Annotated in this window: 11 protein-coding genes; 7 read left to right on the top strand and 4 right to left on the bottom strand. The window is 65.0% G+C overall.

The genetic code is table 11. From position 1 onward, the window contains the following. The coding region (locus tag MJD61_12580; GenBank protein ID MCG8556102.1) for a hypothetical protein at positions 1-952 on the bottom strand (952 nt) is incomplete at its 3' end. Continuing rightward, positions 952-4,332, bottom strand: coding sequence for a DISARM system helicase DrmA (drmA, locus tag MJD61_12575; protein ID MCG8556101.1), 3,381 nt, complete (start codon positions 4,330-4,332; stop codon positions 952-954). The genes MJD61_12580 and drmA, both read right to left, overlap by 1 nt. A gap of 530 nt (positions 4,333-4,862) precedes the next feature. On the opposite strand from drmA, the gene MJD61_12570 reads away from it, so the two are divergent. Both MJD61_12570 and MJD61_12565 read left to right on the top strand, forming a co-directional pair. Beyond that, a complete protein-coding gene (locus tag MJD61_12570; GenBank protein ID MCG8556100.1) occupies positions 4,863-5,567 on the top strand; it encodes a DUF433 domain-containing protein in 705 nt (234 codons plus the stop codon). Positions 5,568-5,570: 3 nt separating this feature from the next. Beyond that, positions 5,571-5,996 (top strand): hypothetical protein, encoded by a 426-nt coding sequence (locus MJD61_12565; protein ID MCG8556099.1) that lies wholly within the window; start codon positions 5,571-5,573, stop codon positions 5,994-5,996. Positions 5,997-6,013: 17 nt separating this feature from the next. On the opposite strand, the gene MJD61_12560 is transcribed toward MJD61_12565, so the two are convergent. Both MJD61_12560 and drmD read right to left on the bottom strand, forming a co-directional pair. After that, positions 6,014-10,042, bottom strand: coding sequence for an N-6 DNA methylase (locus MJD61_12560; protein ID MCG8556098.1), 4,029 nt, complete (start codon positions 10,040-10,042; stop codon positions 6,014-6,016). A 13-nt stretch (positions 10,043-10,055) separates the two neighbouring features. Next, on the bottom strand, positions 10,056-13,610 hold the full coding sequence (gene drmD / locus MJD61_12555; protein MCG8556097.1) for a DISARM system SNF2-like helicase DrmD: 3,555 nt from the start codon (positions 13,608-13,610) through the stop codon (positions 10,056-10,058). A 333-nt stretch (positions 13,611-13,943) separates the two neighbouring features. Here drmD and MJD61_12550 point away from each other — a divergent pair, with 333 nt between their 5' ends. From MJD61_12550 to MJD61_12530, 5 genes are all read left to right on the top strand, one after another. After that, the gene (locus MJD61_12550) at positions 13,944-15,197 is read left to right on the top strand and encodes an XRE family transcriptional regulator (GenBank protein MCG8556096.1); all 1,254 of its coding nucleotides are present in this window, start codon (positions 13,944-13,946) and stop codon (positions 15,195-15,197) included. After that, positions 15,197-15,709, top strand: coding sequence for a hypothetical protein (locus MJD61_12545; protein ID MCG8556095.1), 513 nt, complete (start codon positions 15,197-15,199; stop codon positions 15,707-15,709). The genes MJD61_12550 and MJD61_12545 overlap by 1 nt, the downstream gene beginning before the upstream one ends. A 982-nt stretch (positions 15,710-16,691) precedes the next feature. After that, positions 16,692-16,955: a hypothetical protein gene (locus tag MJD61_12540; protein ID MCG8556094.1), complete on the top strand. Its 264-nt coding sequence runs from the start codon at positions 16,692-16,694 to the stop codon at positions 16,953-16,955. A 435-nt stretch (positions 16,956-17,390) separates the two neighbouring features. Next, complete coding sequence (locus MJD61_12535; protein MCG8556093.1) at positions 17,391-18,545, top strand: ImmA/IrrE family metallo-endopeptidase; 1,155 nt, start codon at positions 17,391-17,393, stop codon at positions 18,543-18,545. Then, positions 18,545-18,754, top strand: coding sequence for a DUF4411 family protein (locus MJD61_12530; protein ID MCG8556092.1), 210 nt, complete (start codon positions 18,545-18,547; stop codon positions 18,752-18,754). The genes MJD61_12535 and MJD61_12530 overlap by 1 nt, the downstream gene beginning before the upstream one ends. Positions 18,755-18,851 lie beyond the last annotated feature (97 nt).

The following is an 18,851-nucleotide window of genomic DNA, read 5'->3' as shown; positions in this document are numbered from 1 at the left end:
CGCTGGATGGGCGCTGCGCTCCGGGCGCCGTCACAAACACCGGCACCGGTTGAATTGAGCGTGGAGGACCGCAGGCGGCTAGAAGAGCTGGGCTACCTCGAATCCGGGAACTGACGCCCGCCAGACCTGCGCTCCCCACGCTGAACATCTCGGGGTTTATGATTTCGTGTACGTACTTGGCCATGCCATCGAGATAGTCCCCACCAGTGGGCTGGCAAGGGGTGGCTGGGCACTGGCCAGCATGGGGAGAGTATCTACACTTCCAGAGGTCGGGTATGCCTCGGAAGTGCAGCAGGATAGCGCGCACCACCGCCCTCGCGATCACAACCGCCCTCGCGATCATCTTCCCGAAGTCGCCGGTCGCTCCCTCATGGAGGTAGAGCTCCGGGCGGTCGCAAATGCCGCCGTCGCGATCACTGTGGCAGAAGAGGATCCACCGGAAGTCCGACAGGTGACCCCGCTGACACGCGGCCACGAAACGAACGGGCACAGCGCTCGCTACCTTGTTCTTGGTGCATTGGTGCTTGTAGCGTCCCCCCTTGGGCTCGAACTGGTCGGCCGCGCGGGCGAGGCGGCGGCACCCCTGGCACACGAACCAGCGCGGAAACTCCAGGGCGCGAACACCGATGTTCGGATAGGGATCGCGGAGGTCACCTTCGGGCGGCTTGCGGAAGTAGTTGGAGCTGGCTAGGTCCAGGTCGGGATCGAGCGCCTTCAGGCGCGGGATGAGGGAGCGCCGGAGACGCGGGTCGTCGAGCGGCTCGCCCTCGCTATCGCGGCCATAGCCCCAGTGCTCGAGGCCACCAATGACCACCGCGCGATCGACGAGGTCCACCATGGCGCCGGGGCCGAAGGTCGTGATGAGCTGGCTTTGCCGGAGCTGCCCCTCCGGGCGAGCTTTTCGTTTCTGGTCGCGGCCCCTCCCAGGGCGATTGGATCCTGGCTTGACCATCACGCCCTCTCATCCAGTTGCTTGAATCGAAGCCAGACGTGAACGTTGGGCTCCACGTCGCGCATGCTGGTGGGTGCCTCGAACTGACGGGCGTCGTGATCCGGAGGCGGTTCGTCGTTGGCGGTGTACATGAGCGCCTTGCCCTCGTCCTTCACCCGATCGAGGCCGCTGTAGATGCGATCCGCGGCTCCTTCGACGGCCTTGTCCACGACGCGCTCCCAGGAATCGAGGAAGTCCCGGCCGCGTCTTCGGACCAGATCGGCGATGCGTGCTTCGGCCACGTCGTCGTGCCAGCCGCGGTGGTGTCGGGCCCGCCGAACGAGCCACTCGAGGAGCGCCTCGGCCTTCGGGCGGTGCTCGTGGATCTTCATGACCCCGAGGGGCGGCTCGAGCTTCTCGATGCCGTGTCGGATCATCGTGAGCATCGTTCCGACGAGCCCGCGATCGAGGGTTTGCCCGCTGAAGGGCGTGACCGTGGTTGCTTCCACGTCCCGGTAGAAACTCTCGTGGTAAGCGACGAAGCGTTCGTAGTGGGATCGGTCGCGCGGTCGAAACACGTTGAGGCACGTGACGACCAGGCCCGGGTAGTTTCTTCCTACGCGGCTCGTGGACTGGATGTACTCGCTGGTGGTCTTCGGCTGACCGGTGACGACCATCAACCCTAGACGATCGACGTCGAGGCCGACCGAGATCATGTTCGAGGCCAGGACCACGTCGAGCGGATCCGAATCGCTGGCCGCCCGGGCCGCGAGGCGGCGCTTGGTCTCCTTTACGCGGTCGGTGCTCTCCCGGGACGTGAGCTCGGCCGGCATCTTCAGCTTTCGGTCGGCGGCCCAAGGGTGGGGCCCGACGAAGTTCTGCGGCCGCTTGCCCTGGTCGAAGCCGGCAACGCGGTTTCGCACCTCGTCCTCCACGAGCCGCCGCATGCCACCCAGCTCTCGGAGGCTGTTGAAGTAGCCCACCAGCGTCATGTACGGGTCGGCGGGTTGCTCGAGGGCTCCCTTCGCGTCGAAGTGCTTCTGGGCAGCGGCGAGGAGGGTTGCGTAGGTTCGGACCGATACTGCTCTCAGCGCGCGGCCCGGTGCACCGACGCCCAGGTAGAGACGCCCAGGGCTGTCCTTGTCGATGGCGGAGAAGAAGTTGTCGCCCTCGTTGATGCCCCGCGGCGGGAAGATCGCGGTCTCGCGACCGAAGAGCGCCCGGATCTGCTCGCGGGCGCGGCGAACCGTGGCGGTCGAACAGACCACCTTCGGCCCGTAGCGCCCTCCATCGAGGTCACGCTCGCAGAGGTAGTCGATGGCGGCTTCGTAGAGGCCGACCATGGTGCCGAGCGGCCCACTGATGAGGTGAAGCTCGTCTTGGACCACCAGCTCGGGAGGGAGCAGTCCGTCGGGAAGCGGCGTCGCGCCTTTGGGCGCCTTGTGCATGACGCCGTAGGCGCGTTGCGCGTCCAGGTGGGTAGCGCGGCCGAAGAGCATTCCGGACTCGCCACGCCACGGAACCATCGCGTATTTGTCGACCGTTGCGACGACGAAGTCGGGAAGCTCCTGGTAGATCTGTTCATCGACGAACAGGACAGGGAGGCCCTGCCGCGGCCGCCTGCCCTCGGTGAAGAGGCACCCCGAGCCTTCGCAGTGGACGACGGCGCGGGTGTAACGGGTCTTGCTCGGTTTGCCCTCGGCATCGACGAGCTTGATGTTGTGGATCTTGATGTCCTCGCCGCACCACGGACAGGTGCTGAGCGGGAACGGCGAGTCCTGCCGCCCGGGGGTGAAGTCATGAAGCTCCCGGTGCACGTCCTTCAAGCGATTGGCGCTGGCACCGCGGCCCACCCACAGGCCCACCGTGAAGCGGCTATTGCCGAGCCGCTTGGGGTCGCGCCGCCGCATCTCTTCGAGGGCGCAGATCAGCGTCGACGCGCGGCCGAGCTGGTCGAGGGTCAAGAGGCGCAAGGTGTAGCGGAGGATGACCGCCACGCCCCGGCCCTCGTCAGGGCGCGACTTGCCGCGCAGGCGGCGGAGGATGAGCGTGAACGCGATGAGCCCCAGGTAGGCTTCGGTCTTGCCGCCGCCGGTGGGGAAATAGATGAGATCGGCGGTCTTGCGGCCGCGGTGCGCCGGGTCGGCGACCGAAGCCAGGTTCATCAGCACGAAGGCCAGCTGGAAGGGCCGCCAGGAGGGGCGGCGGCCGTTCTTGTAGCGACGGTCCTCCCGGGTTCCGTCGGCCTGGAGCGCTGCCACGTGCATCGCCTGGTTGGCGAGCTTGAAGGACTCCTGGATCTCGCCGGGTTTGGCCAAGAGCGCGATGCCCTCTTCGATGCGCCGCAGAGCCTCGTCGGCCTTGCTCATCAACGCATCACGCGTCTCTTCGAGGCTCGGGCGATCGAGCGAGGTGTAGCGTTGCTTGTCGATCCAGTTCTTGTAGGCCTCGACCAGCGGCGCGAGGCCGCGTGAGAGCGCTGGACCATCCATCTTGGCCAGGTCGGCCATGCCGGTGGTGACGTCCTCGAACTTCACGTGATCGACCCGGCGAACCTCGTAGCGCGGCAGCTGCGTCGTGTGGAGCGTGGTGACCTTGTTCGACGCGGCCTCCGGAAGCTGCACGCTGGTGTTGTGCCCGACAGCCCAGTCGATCTTGTCGCGGAAGTTCAGGGCGAGCACCCGCTGATCCTCGTCGTCCGCGTCCTCACCGCGGCGGTTCGGGCGGGAGAGGAAGCCGCGCTCGTAGCGGAGCGAAAAGCTCACCTGGAACACGAGCTGCCGGTCGCGGTCCCGGGTCTCGGGCGTTCGCTCGTTGACGAGAAAGAGGCTCAGGACCCGCGCGCCTTCGGGGAGGCCCTCCATTTCGGTGGTTCGAAGCTCGCCGCGGAATCGCAGGCCCGTGGTGTTGGGCACCGGGACGCCTTCCCGGCCCTCGAGGACCTTCCTATCGAGCGGGATCCGGATGCCCCGTTCTTCGTGCGGCACCCGCTTCCAACCCCAGGACTTCCTGTCCTCGTGGTCCTCCGCGACCTCGACCTTGTCGTAGTCCGCGAAGCGGACATCCACTTCGAGGTGATCGCTATCGCCCGGAGGGAGAAAGACGCTGAGCCCCATGGAAGCAGGGAAGCGAACAGGCCGCTTCGACTCCGGCTCGTCGGTTCCGGCGTCTTCGGCCTGGCTGTCGCGGTCCTCGGTCAGGCCGCCTTCGCGCGAGTCCTCGTCGTCCACATCGGGCGCGCGCCCGCCCTGGGGCGCGAGGAAGCCCGTGAGGTACCAGCGCGACGGGGGCAGCGGGAGGATCTCCTCGTCACGCGCGGGGTGGCCTTCGGGTAGGAAGGGGCCGACCAGGTCGGCCTGGAGCGCTTCGAGCAGCGCCTTGCGTACGTCGAGCGCTTTCATGCGGTTTCCCTTTCGCTTGACTCCCAGAAAACAACAACTGGCGTTCTCTCGCCCTGATTTTGTTGCCGCCGACCGTGAGATCAAGGGCGCGCTGCGTTTCGATGCTCACCTGCGCGTGGCCTGACCGATGCCTGGACGCGTCTGCTGGGTCGACCGGCCGACAGCTTGACATAGGTCCAGTGAAGCTGCAGATTGCTCTGTGCGGACTGGGAATGCTCGGTCGGCGCTTCGCCTCGGCAGACGTCGGGGCGTTTCGCTTTAGGCTCAACTGCCCCGTGGCGACCTTACCGCTCACGGGAAGCACCTCGCCGATGGTCTCGAGGGGCTCGATGACTGCTCGTGGATCCGGATGGGGGAACGGGAAGGTCTCGAAGCAGTCCGAAGCGGAATAATTGAGATCGGTCTTCATCGTCGAGGAGAGCAGCCACGTCCACGCTGCATGCGCGGTCGATTTCGCCGCGCTGGCTTTCTCGGGGCGTCGAAGCGACCTATAGTCAGTCCCATAAAGGTTCTCGCTCGCCTCCGGACCCATGGAGACTTCCCCCGACATCTACGACGGCAAGGCCCCTCGCGAGCTCGCATTCTACACCGGCGCGGAGGCCGCCCGCATCGTGCGCGTCCGTCCGGGCACGCTGCGAGCCTGGGCCTTCGGGCGCTCGTACCCCACGGCGGACGGCAGCAAGCGCTGGCCCCCGCTGATTCGGGCCGCGAGCCCCAAGCGGCGCCGCCTGTCGTTCGCCAACCTCGTCGAGCTGCACGTGCTCAGCGTCTTGCGCGGCCGGCGTGTGCGCGTCGACCGCATCCGCGCCGCGACCCGCTTCATCCGCGATGCCATGCACACGAACCACCCCCTCGCCGATGTGGATACCCACACCGACTGCGTGCACGTCTACGTCGAGTACCTGGGCAAGCTCATCAGTGCCTCGAGCTCCGAGGTCGTGCTCAGGCCCATGGTCGAGAGACACTTGGAGCGAATCGAACGCGACGAGCAGGGCCTCGCCGCGCGCCTCTACCCGATCGTGCGCCAGGATGGCTCGCGGGAGCGCTCGATCCTCATCGACCCCAGGCGGCATTTCGGGCGGCCTGTGCTCGCCTCCGCCAACATCGAGACCGCAGCCATCGCAGACCGCTTCCTCGCCGGCGACTCCACGGACGAGCTGGCCGCCGACTTCGCGGTCGAGGCGTCGGAGATCGAGGACGCCGTTCGCTTCGAGGCCCTGCGCCGGGCCGCTTGACGGGTGCCTCCGGGGCGAACGTACTGGGTCGACCGTTGCCTGGGCACCGCCGTCGTACCGGCCGCGCTGCGCAAGCACGGCGTGGACGTCCGGACGTACACCGATCTGTATCCGGACGACCCCAAAGTCCCCGACGCACGCTGGATCGTGGAGGTGAGCGCGCTCGGCTGGGTCATCGTCACCAAAGACAAGAACATCCGGCGCGACCAGGAGGAGCTCGCGGCCCTGCGCCGTGCGTGCGCGCGCTACGTCTGCCTCGCCGCCACGAGCATGCGTGGCGAGGAGCAGGCCGCCTGCCTCGTGCATCACTGGAAGACCCTCGACGGCCTCGTCGCACACAAGCGCGCGCCCCTGATCGTGACCGTCACACGCGGCCATGTGCAGTGGCTCGACGGCGAGCGCTGGCGCAAGGTCAAGCACAAGCGCTGAAACAGGCGGCATCATGCTCAAAACAGCTCCCCCTGTGTGTCGTCGGCGGCCGCGGCGTCTTCGGACGAAGCCTTCTTCTTGCCGGACCTGCGGCTGTTGCCCTTCGACCGCTTGCTACCCTTCTTCTTCCTGGCGCCCAGCCGCTCCTCCTCCCGGGCGCGCTCCGCGTTCAGGACGTAGAGGCGGTCGATGACCTCGTCCTCGAACTCCTGGAGCGCGGCGCGGTCCTCGTCGGTTTTCGGGCAGAAGGGTGGAACCTCGATGTCCGGCCAGCCGTAGGCGCCGAGGACGGCACGGTCCATTTCTTCGTGGAGTCGGCGCAGCTCGAGGACGCGCGGGTCGTCGTGGTCGGGGTCCTTCAGCGCATTGTAGGTCTTCGTGAGGCCCTGGTCGGTGTCGAGCATGAACTTTGCTCGGGTCTCATAGAGCGTGTTGCCGATGGCTTCGAGGGAGTCGATGATGGTGCGCGGGTCTGGGTGGGGAAACGGGAACGTCTCGAAGACGCCCGCTAGGTAGCGAGGGTGTCCGGCTAGCGTCTTTGGGTCGGCATCTCGCCAGATGCAGTGGACTCGACTCTGCAGAATTGCGAAGGTCGAGTGTTCCCACAGCAGTATTGCGTTGAGACCAAAGTCAGGAACCACGTTTGAGTCGACAAACCAAAAGGCGGGATGCTTTCCGTGCCTGCAGACTACGAGGAAACGGGAATGACCTTGTCCTCGGTACTCCAGTATCCCCCTGCGTTCCTGCTTGAGCCGCCACCACCGACTGCTCCTAGACGACTCCTGAGCGCCATTCGCTTTGAGCGCCTCGTAGCTTGTTAGCGATGAGGCCTGCTCCTCCGACATCCCCCAGAGCGCTACTACACTTTGCGATGTCCCTGGCTGGGCGCTCCTCGTTAGGTCCGGGCCGTCGAGAAAGGGGAGTACTCCGTCGGCCTCAGAAAGATGGTTGAGCTCGGCGGTGGGGAAGACCAAAGCCCTCGTGCCTAATTCGTGTCCCGCGAATATCAAGCCAGCGTTCGCTAGGAGCTTCTGAGCGGAAGCCCGTTCTGGAGCGGCCTTTAGGCTTGAGTTGATTAAGGCGACCGCTTCCCCGTCGAGTCGGATTACTGGGACGATGGGGATCCCGACCGTTGCCACGGTAGATGCGTATTCGACTGCTGCGTCCCCGGGCCAGAAGGTGCGGGGAATAGCGTCAATGATGGTATATCCGGATTCGAGAATCCGGCGCAGAGAGACGTCTCTGGAATCACCTTCCGCTATGCCGCTTGTCGAAAGCATGCCGAAAGCGCCGCTGGGTCCTAGGAGAGGTGCTGATTGTGCGACAAAGAATGCTGAGTAATCGACAAACCCGTCGGCGCGAAAGGCGTGTTTGATCCATTCAGAGTACGTCTTGCCTCTTAGAGCGGTGATACGGTGAGACCCCGCGAATGGGGGATTCCCCACGATGGCCTCAAAGTATGCGGCGCCGCTGCTCTTGCTCGGGGACAGTGGATCGGACCGCTGCTGATAGAAAACCTCGGGAAACTCGCTGTGCCAATGAAATGGAGAAAGTTGTGTGTGAATGTTCGCAGCCAAATGTTGAAGTGACGACCGAATGCTCTCATCGCCTTCGAGCAGTCGGCGAAGCAGCTCCAGCCGTCGCGCTCGCTCATTCTCGCGTGCTTTTGTCTTTCCCTCCGCGAAGAATGCCCCGACACACAGGTCGGCTATCATCCGAACACGAGCCGTGGCTTGTTCGGCGTACTCCAAGAGCCGCTGCTTCTCGCGCTGCGATTCGGCGTCCTCCTTGTCGGCGAGCGCCAGAATCTGATCGCGGTGTTCCAGCGCCTGCTCCAGCGCATCCTCCAGCACACGCCGGCAGGTTTCGAGCTGTTCCTTTGGCTCCCAGTGGAAGCTCTTGATCTGTTCGAGGTCGAGGCCGACCAGGGAATCGCCGTGTCGAAGCGAGTGGTCGACGAAGGTAAAGGGGAGCTCCTTCGAGAGGGTGACCAGCCAGAGCGAGAGCTTGGCGAGCTCCACGGCGGCAGCGTTCTTGTCCACACCATAGAGGCAACGTTGCGCGACGAGCCGGCGCGCGTGAAGGAGCGCGTCGCCGTGCTCCTCAGTAAGCGCGGCGGCTTCGCCGGCTCGATCCCAGGCGGCAACGACTTCTTCGGCAAGCAGACGACACGCCGCGACGAGGAACGCGCCGGAACCCATGGCGGGGTCGCAGATCTTCAGGCTGAGGATCTGATCGGCGGTGCGGCCTTCGCCGAGGCAGGCCAGAATCGGTTCGAGGGTGCGCCGAACGACCTTCTCGCTGAGCCAGCGAGGGGTGTAGTGGCTTCCGGTCCGGCGGCGTTCTTCCCCTGGCTGCAGCACGAGCCGGCCGGTGGCGACGCGGTGTCGGGGCTTCTCGCTCTTGGAGCCAGGCGTGAGCTCGCCCAAGGCCTCGGCCACGCCTGCTGCGTCCTCCGCGCCCTTGACCGCTGCCTCGGCCTTCTTCGCGGCGGTGGTGCTGAGCCCGCAGGTTTCCTTCCAGAGCTTCTTTCGGTCGCTGGGCTTAATCGTCCGCACGCGTTCGGTCTCGACCCACACGCGCTGCTTGCCGAGGCGCACGGCGGGGCTTTCCATGCGCAGCACGTGGTAGCCCATCAGCGACTCGTAGACGGCGCCGATCTGCTCCACGTCGAGCGACCGGTAGCTGAGCCGCTGGCCCTCGAAGACGATGAGCCGATGAAGCACGCGGTACAGGGTGCCGTCGTCGATGCTCGGGAGCTGAACGGCCGCGCGTTGTTCGGGAAGGGTGATCGCGGCGGTCCATCCCGGGAGACCGCCTTCGAGGAAGGGGAATGCGCTCGGGTCGAAGAGGCGGCCGCGCCGGGGCGGGAGCCGAAGGTCTTCGTGGTGCACGCCGAGGAAGACGGCCCGAAAAAGAGCGATGAGGCGGCCGTAGGCCCCGAAGCGGAGGTGCATCGATTCGGGATGGGCTCCCGCGTCGTCGACCAAGTCTTCGTAGAGGCCAAGGACGCTCAGGTGCTTGGCGTAGGTTGGGTGCTGGACCGGAAGCAGGCTCTGGTCTTCGGAGTAGAGAAGGAAGACCACGCGAAGGACCACGCTGAGGATGCCCTGGTAGAAGTGGTCTTCCGGTTCTTCGAGGGCGGCGCGGAGCCAATCGATGCGATCGCCAGTGCAGTCGCGGGCGGCGGCGTGTTCGAAGCCTTCGAGGAGGATCTCCACCGCCTCGAAGACCTGGGCCGCCAGGTCCTTGGTGACCTCGGCTTGGCGAAGGCGGCTCTCCCTGAGGAGACCCTCGAAGGTGAATTCGCTCCCGGCTTCGTACGTTTGGCGGGCGTGGAAGATGAGCTCCAAGGCGGCGACGAGCTTCCTTCCGTTGGGCTGGATCAGATGCCGAAAGCGAAACGTCAGGTGCCCGGTGGATTCACCCGGCGGCGCGTAGACGACCCGAAGCTCGCGACGGTTGCTCACGAAGCCGATGGGAATGCCGGTGTGGCGCAGCAGGCGCTCCAGCTTCGCGGTCGGGGGATAGCGCCACGGGCCGGTGAGGGATTCGTTCTTGTCGAGGTCGATGTCGAGAGCATCGTCGGCGTCGTCCGACAGATCCCAGACCAGCGCCAGGTAGGGAGAGTCGGCCTGTGGATCGCTCGCGGTGGTTGTGGATGGCCTTGCGGATGACCCAGCGAACTCGGCGAAGGGGTCGTCCCCGGCCTCCTTGAATGGACCGCGCGCGATGGCGAAGCTCGGGCGAACTTCCTGACGCCCTTCCGGTGCGTAGAACTTCAGGTCTGCGGGAAGCTCAGCCCGCGGGACCAGCATGCCGGGCCGGTCGTAGCCCAAGAACTCCACGAAGAACTGGCGCACGTCGCGGACGGCCACGCCATGGTCGGTGTCGTCCAGGTGAGCTTCGAGCTCGGCGGTGAGGCTGGAGCGCACCTTCGGCGCGATCTGAGCCGCAGCGAGCACGGGCCAGGAGAAGACCAGGCCCTCGACGGGTTGGGCGAGACCGATCCATTCCTTGTGGAAGCCGATGTCCGCGTCCTTCACGTCATCGGCCCCTTCATGTCATGAACTCGGGCCAGCTCACCACCATCCCCACCGGCGAGACGCGGGTCATGCGCACGTCGTACAGGGACTCGATGGCGTCAGGTTCGGTCTGGAGCTCTTCGTCGATGCTCGAGAGGCGCGCCTTCATGAACTCGTGATCGAGGCGGAGCTGGCGCTGCTGTTCCTTGTCGGTCTTGGTCTCGGCAATCTCGAAGAGCTCCATTTGGCCCACGATCCGCAGCCGCTCTTCGATGGCTCGTTTCTGACGGCTCAAGAGCGTCCGGAGCTCTCCAGCCTCGCGACGCGCCCGCTGACCGAGGCCGTTCTTGGCGGCGGCGGCGCGGGCATCCGCTTCGTCATCGAGGAAGGGCCACAGCGATCGGTAGAGATCGGCGGCGTGCTCCGCGATCCGCTTCTGGGTAGCGCTGGGAAGCGCTGGGGCGCCCTTGGCGAGAAGCGACTCCGCGGTCTCGACAGCCTTCGCAATGGTGGCGGCGTCCTTGTAGGGCGTCAGGGTTGTAGCGGAGCCATCCCAGGCCGCGGCAACAGCGATGATCTCGTCGTGGAGCCGGGCCGCCCCCGGCCCGAAGAGGCTCAGGCGCGCGTATCCGACCGCCCGAATCACGCTGTCATCGGGCGCGATCACGCTGGCGACGCGGCTCAGGTCGTGTGCGCCAAAGCCCTGGGCCAGGAAGCGATCGAGGATGCGCTTGACGAAGGGATGGGCCAGGTGGAGTTGCTCGGTGGCTTCGGTCAGCCGTGCGAGCGGTTCGAAGGTGACCGGTCGCGGCGGGCGCTGGCGCCACTCCCAAAAGGCCTCGCCCCGTGAACGCGGCGGGCGGAGGCTATCGAGGGTGCGGTCCCAGGAACGATCGAGCTCGGGAAGGCTGTAGGTCTTGCGGCCTTCACGAGTCGGCTCACCTGCCGCAAGACCCGGGGCACCGGCCATGCGCAAGCCGACCTCGACCACGCCGCGAAGGGACTCGGAGCTCACCTTCAACGCGCGTTCGGAGGCTTCGAGGCGCCGCGCGGCCTTCGCCCGTTCGGCTTCGAGCTTGGCGATGACCCGGCGCTGGGATTCCAGCTCGGCATCGAGCGTTGCCGTGCTCGCATCCTGGCCGATGAGCTCGAGCTGGGATTGGGTCTTGTCCTGGATGCCCGGCGCCATAGTGGACTCGATGTCCTTCAAGAGCACCGCGCCGAGGGAGCCGAGCTCCTTCTGGACGATCTCGACCTTGCGAACGAGGGTTTCGAGAACCCGGTCTTCGGGACGATCGGGATAGATGAAGTAGTGGCATCGAACTTCGGGTGCCGGTTGAAGGGTGCGGTCGATGCGGCCGTTCCGCTGTTCGAGGCGGGCCGGGTTCCAGGGCAGATCGAAATGAAAGAGGTCGGCGCAATGCGCCTGGAGGTTGATGCCCTCGCCCGCGGCGTCGGTCGCGATCAGGATGCGAACCGGGTGTTCGTCAGGCGGCGTGTTGAACGCGCGCTGAACCTCGTCGCGAGCGTCGTCGCCCATGCCTCCGTGGAAGGCCATGATCCGCTCGTCGCCGCGGTCGGTGCCGGAGACCGCCTGGTCGAGGAGCTCGAGGAGGTAGCGCTTGGTGTCGCCCCATTCCGTGAAGATGATGACGCGGCGATCGGTCCAGGCGCGGTCCGCGCCGTCTTGGGTTTCGCCGACGGCTGGGCATTGGCAGGTACGCATCCAAGCAAGGAGCGCACGAATCTTGGCGTCCGGGTGCTTTCGCGCTTGCTCGGCCGTGGCGCGCAAGTCGGAAAGCAGCGCCGCGGCTTCTTCGGTGGGCGTGGGAAGCGCCGCGCTGTCCTTTGAGACGGCGACATCGTCTTCGGCGGCGACAGCGTCTTCATCCACGCCGTGCACGTCGGCGTCGGCCTCGGTGACCAGATCTTCTTGGAGCGCGGCGGTGGATCGCACGACGGGCCCGCCGCGTTCCATCACGGCTCGCGCGTGGACTTCGAGGGTTCGCGCAAACGCCTCCGGGCTGGACAAGAGCCGCTGCTGGAGGCGGATGAAGGTGAGTCGTCCGCGCCCCTTCTTCGGGGCGCACAGCTCCGTGTAGCGGGCGAGCTTGTGGGCGAGGTCGAGCTCGGTGCTGTCGCTGCCGCCCAGCGCTCGCGTGTCGCCTTCGCGTTCCTCTCGAGTCTCGGCATCGAAGCTGGTCTCTTTGGCCGACCATTCTTTGCCGTCGTGGGTGAGCGCAAGCTGGACGAGGAGCCTTCGAGGGAAACGTTCGACGTCGAGCTGGCGAAGGTCCCGCTTCAGGCGCCGCACCATCACGGGCATGAGCGTCTCGGGGCCCTCGATGGGGACGCCACGGGTGAACCGGGCGGGATCGAGGATTTCGAGCAGCGAGCTGAAGCTGTTGGAGTGCCCGTTGTGGGGTGTGGCGCTCAGAAAGAGGCGGTTATCGAACTTGCGGGCGAGCTCGCGGATGACGGTGGTGGTGTCGCTGTCGACGGCGTACTTGCTCCGGCTCGCGGGCGCGGCGACGTGGGCTTCATCGAGAATGAGCAGACCCTTGCGTGCGCGCGGCCCGAGGTGCGCCATCAGCGGATCGAAGTACTCCGAGCGCCGGAGGAGCTGGTGCGAGATGATGAACCGGTTGTGCGTGGCCCACGGGTTCACGCCGAAGCCCCGATCCTGGCGGCGGTAGGCCACGAACTTCTGGGTCATCACCTCGAAGCGGAGACCGAACCGGCGCTGCATTTCGTCGCGCCACTGAAGGCATATCGAAGCCGGACACGCGACGAGGACGAAGTCCGCTTGCTGGCGAAGAAGAAGCTCCTGAAGGACCAGGCCCGCTTCGATGGTCTTGCCGAGGCCCACGTCATCCGCGATGAACAGATTCGCCCGCGGAAGCTCCAGCGCCTTCATCAGCGGCGTGAGCTGATGGGCCATCAGTTTGATGCCCGCGCGGAAGGGCGCCTGGAAGCGCGTCGCATCGGCAGCGCTGACCGCGCTCCACTTCAGCGCGTGCAGGTACGCCCCGAAGTGCCCCGGCGGATCCAGACGGCCCCTTGGGTCGAGGCCCTCCGCCGAGGGGTCTTTGATCTGCGCTCCAACTTCGAGATCCCAAAGCACTTCCAGCGGCTGCCCGGGTGCGTCGTCGTCGAGGCACACCATCTCGACGAGCGCCGAGTCCGTGTCGCCGCCCGGCACGACCTCTTCGACCATCCACTGCCGGTGACGGGCCTGAACCACCTGGCCGGCCTGGGGAAGCCCCTCGTGGTGGTGGGCCGGAGGAGGAGGAATGGTCCGCTTCGGATCGATCCCCGCGGCCTCGAGCAGCCGCTCCTGGAGATCGCGGCGGCTCCGGCCATCATCCGCGATCCCGTGCCGCCGGCACACGGAGCGAAGCTCGTCACGCCCGAGCTCGAGCAGGATCGCCGGGAGCCTCCCGGAGAGCTGACTTCCCAGGTGGGCGGCCATCCGCCCCTTCGTCTGCCGCCCGGACTGCAGCCCGATCCCGAAGCTCCGGCTCAGATCGAGCAGGCGCTCCTGGTTGAGCGCTTCCAGTACCGTCTGCGGCGTCGGCGTCCCGGTCATCGGCTTTCCTCACCGGGGCCAGCTCCATGTCACGCAGGCCGCCCCCGGGGGCGGACGCCGAAGCTACCGTAAAGAGCGGCTTTGCCCAATGATGGCGATGAAGAGGATGCCCCGAGTGTCCTCGAATGAGGGTCCACGAGAGGGATGACTCGCTGGAATCCACGGGCAATTTTCCGGTGCGACCTGAGGGGCATTATCTAACTTCATATCCTTGGTTTGACATTAGTAGGTTGAATAGCTACCTTTCTAGGGGATGCCACACGCTCGCCCGATTCAGACCGCCGACCAGTGTTGCGCGCTGGAGAGCCTTGCCCCGTTCTCTGGAGGTCCATTATGCCCCTTACCCAAAAAGAGCTAGGCAAGAGGATCCGGGCGGCGCGCGAGGCGAATCGGATGACCCAGGATGAGGTCGCTTCCGAGTTGGGCGTTTCGCGTTCGACCGTCGTCCAGATCGAGGGCGGCAAGCGCTCCGTCTTGAGCATCGAGCTCGACCGCCTGGCGTACATCTTCGGACGCGACATGCGCGAGTTCGTCGCGGACTCCTTCGAGCAGCAGGACGCGCTCGGCGCCCTGTTTCGTGCTCAACCTGATGTCGCGGGGCAGCCAGCGGTCGTTGACAAGCTTCGAGAATGCATGGCTCTCGGGAGGGAGCTCACCAACCTCGAGTCCCTGGTCGATATCAATCGAGACCTCTCCGCCGTCGCGACGTACCCGTTCCCCCAACCACGGAGTCGCTGGGAGGCGATCCAGCAAGGCACGCGACTCGCCGATGAAGAACGGCGTCGCCTCGGCCTTGGTGTCGGCCCATCTCCGGACATCACGGAGTTGCTCGAGATGCAGGGAGTACGCACCGGAGTCGTAGACCTTCCGGATGACGTCTCAGGACTCACGCTGAGCGATCGCAACGTGGGACTGTTCGTCGTAGCAAATCGAACTCACCACCTCCTACGGCGACGGTTCTCGTTCGCGCATGAGTACGCGCATGTCGTCGTAGACCGTGACCGTTTTGGCCTCGTTAGCCGTGCCTCGGAACGAGATGATCTGATGGAGGTACGCGCCAACTCGTTTGCGGCGAACTTCCTCATGCCGGAAGAGGGCGTTCGGCAGTTCATCGCCACGCTGGGCAAAGGCAAGCCGAGCCGCATCTACACTGATGTCTTCGACGAGGCTGGGGCTCTCAATGTCGAGGGTCGAACGGAGCCCGGCAGCCAAGCTGTTCAGCTCTACGACGTCGTTCAGATGGCCCACCATTTCGGCGTAAGCCGCAGTGCGGCCCTCTATCGTCTGCGCAACCTGCGACTTGTCACTGGACCAGACTTCGATCGCCTGAAGGCATTGGATCAGTCGGGAAAGGGAAAGGAGCTGGCCGACCTCCTAGGACTTCCCGAGCCCGATCATCAGAGCGTCCGCAACGAGTTCCGCCATCGATTTCTCGGCCTTGCACTGGAGGCCTACCGACGAGACGAAATCTCGCGAGGGAAGCTAAAGGAGCTCGTGTCGATGGTCCGGCTCACCACTGATGAACTAGCCCGATTGATCGAGGACGCAGGTCTCGATGATGCGGAACCCGCTTCCATCGATGTCTGATGTCCACCCCTTCGCACCGAGTTGTCGTCACCGACGCAAACGTGCTCATCAACTTGATGCACGTCACACGGCTCTCACTGCTCAACGATCTTACCGGCTATCAATTCGTCGTACCCGACCACGTGCGTCTAGAGATCACGAATCCGGATCAGGCAGCGGTGTTGGACGAAGCTGTTACGCAAGGGTGGCTACGCGTCGAGGCAGTGACCGACATGGGTGCCCTCGCGCTCTTCGCGGAGCTCGTCACCCGCGTCGACCGTGGCGAAGCCGCCTGTCTCGCTCTTGCCGCGACGAACGGCTGGATGGTGGCATCGGACGAGAAGAGACGCTTCCGACGCGAAGCCAAGACACGCTTGGGCGAGTTCAACATCCTCCGCACCCAAGATCTCTTCGTTCTCGCCATCGATGCGGGCCTTATCACGGTCGAGGAAGCGGACGCCGACAAGGCCGTGCTGGAGAGGCACAGGTTCAAGATGAGCTTCGCGTCTTTTCGCGAGCTCGTGAAGCAGTAGTCCGAACAGAAGGAGCAGTACGAAATGGCCAAGCGCAAAGTGTATGACGTCAGCCCGAAGGGCAAGAACTGGACGGTTGACTGCCTCAATTCGGCGCGATGCCTTCCTTTCACATCGCAGCGCCAACAAGGATGTCGTGCGCCAACTGGCGGCGGACATCGAAGACGACCCCCGAAGAGCCGCGCCTCATGGTCTGGCTGGACGAGGCCGAGATTCGCCCCGGTCAGAGCATTCCAGGAATGGTCAACGCGGGGCTCGAGTGCTGTGGGCCATTTGGCTTCGCGAGCAGGAGTACGATCCCAAGCTCGCCACCTAGATCAGATTTCGCGTGCTACACGCCGCGGTGGACTGAAGCAGCGAGTCCGTCAATCGGAATGAGTGCGAACATGACCCCGACGCCAAGACGTCGAAACGCTGAAAGCACCATTTCCTCGACCAGCCTCCTGTGCCCCGGCAACGTGAGGCCGGATTCAAAGCACGTATCGATGGGTGAGTCGCGACTCCTGTGCCGTCCTTCTCGGCTGGCGCCCACTTCTCGTATTGCCGACTGCGCACCGGGCTGCTGGAGGGGACCATTGCATGTACTTGACACCCGCCGCTCTATCGATGGGACGCCGGTTCCGCGAGATGCTTCCCAGATTTTGTATACTGAACGGATCTTGAGCAGACCATGTACATCCCTGGAGCTCAAGTCACTGGTCGAGAAGCGGTCACGCGGGGAGCTTCTTCGACTGGCCCGCCTCGTACTGTACCTTGCCACCAAAGGGTGCGAGGCGAGGCGCACGCTGCGGTGCCGCCCGCGGAGGGCGAGTTGTCGAGCGACAACGAGGGGCTGGCCTGGGACGCGGAGGGCCTGGGACGAGGTCAATGCACCTGGGTGGGGCTGCTAAGAAAAGCGCGAAATCGAGCTGGACCTACACGTGAGTAGTCTCGACGGGATCTGTTCCCGTCGACGTCGCGTCACCCTTCCCGACCAGGAGATTTGTCGCCGCGTTGCGGCGACAGTTGGGCTGGGCCCATTTTCAGGGCCGCGCTGCTGGAGCTACCTATCCGCGGGTTGGGCGGCCGCAAACACGCGAAACTGCTGCTCGATGAGAGTTCCGTCGCCATGGTCGCGCTGGCGGTGTGCACGGGCGATGCGGGTTCATTACCCCAGCGAAGAAGCCGCATGCTCGGTATCTGGGTCACCGGGATGGCGGTCGGCGGGATCCCGTGGCGCAAGTTTGGTATGCTGAACGGGTCTTGAGTAGCCGGGAGACAGTCCAGGAACTGCAAGCGTTGGTCGAGAAGTTCTCGCGCGAGGAGCTGCTGCGACCGGGCCCGCCCGGCGCTCGCGTCCAGGGCATGCTGCGGCCAAGCGTACGCCATAGCGCCACCCGCGGAGGGTGAGTTCACTAGGGACGAGGACGGACTGGCGTGGGACGCCGAAGGGTGGGACGAGTTCAGTGCAGCGGCGTTAGATTCGCTGGTACGCTTTGTACCACCCGACGACCGGCGCCAACTTCTCGGCGCCGAAGGAGTATGATGGCGTCGTGAGTGCATGCCGGAACGGTCAGGTCACTCTGCGTGGCCGTCGAGATTGGGTAATCGAGCACAGGGTGCTGGCCCGAGTGCGCCTGCGTCCCAGTGCAGTCCGCGGGATGCCAGGAGCACTCACCCGGAGCGTCACCGAGAACGGCTCATGGTGACCGCACGCGTGCACGTCAAGCCAGAGCTTCTCGAATGGGCATGCGAGCGCGCGGGGCTTGGCGTCGATGCGTTTGCCGACAGCTTCCCCAAGCTTTCCGAGTGGGTCGCGGGTGGAGCGAAGCCCACGTTCAAGCAGCTCGAGGACTTCGCGAGGGTCGCACGCGTCCCCATCGGCTACCTCTTCCTCCCAGAGCCGCCCGAGGAGCCGCTCCCGATCCCGGACTTCCGTACCGTCCCCGGCGCTCAATTGCAGCGACCGAGTCCCGACCTACTCGATACGATCTACGCCATGCAGCGGCGCCAGGCTTGGCTGCGCGAAACGCTCCTGGAAAACGGAGCGGAGCCGCTTGCGCTTGTGGGCAGTGCCCGCGTTAGCGACGTGCCCCAGGCCATCGGAAACGAAATGCGGCGCATCCTCTCCCTGGAGGATGGATGGGCTCGTGGCATCGGCACGTGGCAAGAAGCGGTGCTCGAGTTGCGGCGTGCGATCGAAGCACTTGGTGTCATGGCCGTGATCAATGCGATCGTGGGCAACAACACGCATCGCAAGCTGAACGTAGCGGAGTTCCGCGGCTTCGCGTTGAGCGATCCTTACGCACCTCTTGTTTTCGTCAACGGGGCGGATGCGAAATCGGCGCAGATGTTCACGCTTGCCCACGAGTTGGCGCACCTGTGGCTGGGAGCGGAGGGACTTTCGGGGTTCGAGGACCTCCTCCCACGCGGCACGGAGGTGGAGGACTGGTGCAATCAAGCCGCGGCCGAGTTCCTGATCCCCGCGCAAGCACTCAAGCCCCGTTGGGCGGATGTCAAGCGCGATCAGGATTCTTTCGGCACGCTTGCCCGCGAGTTCAAGGTCAGCCCCATTGTCGTTGCCCGCCGGGCGCTGGATTTGCGCCTGGTTGGACGCGAGACATTCTTTGCCTTCTACCGTGCGTACGTCAAAGAAGAGCGCCGCCGTGGCGGGCGGCGGACGGGTGGTGGCGATTTCTACAACAACCAAAACACGCGGGTAGGTGCTCTCTTTGCGGGGCACGTTGTTCGAGCCGCGCTGGAGGGCCGGATCGGCTTCAAGGAAGCCTACGACCTAACTGGCCTTCGTAGCGGGGCCTTTCAAGAATACGCACAGCGCTTGGGGGTCGAGCTCTAATGGTGGTCCCGCGGTTCTACGTCGTTGACTCGGACGTCTTCATCACAGCCAAGAACCGATACTACGCGTTCGACATCTGTCCAGGCTTCTGGAAGAGTGTGATTCCTACCGACAGCTCAAGTCCGAGAACAAACCCTAGGCTCTCCTTGCTTAAAAGCTTCGGGGGCAGATCGGGTGATGTTGGTCATGCAGCCTCTGGCAATTGCTGAGGAATCTGGGTCTGAATGCGCTCTGGGGCGGCGTTGAGGTGGGCGGCTGCTCGTAAGCGTTCGTGAACGAAGTTGTCGAATGCTTCCCAGTCCCCGT

This window comes from Pseudomonadota bacterium (genome assembly GCA_022361155.1).
Taxonomy (GTDB): Bacteria; Myxococcota_A; Polyangia; order Polyangiales; family JAKSBK01; genus JAKSBK01.
The sequence above is the reverse complement of the archived record's forward strand: the minus strand, read 5'-3'. Positions and strand labels throughout refer to the sequence as shown.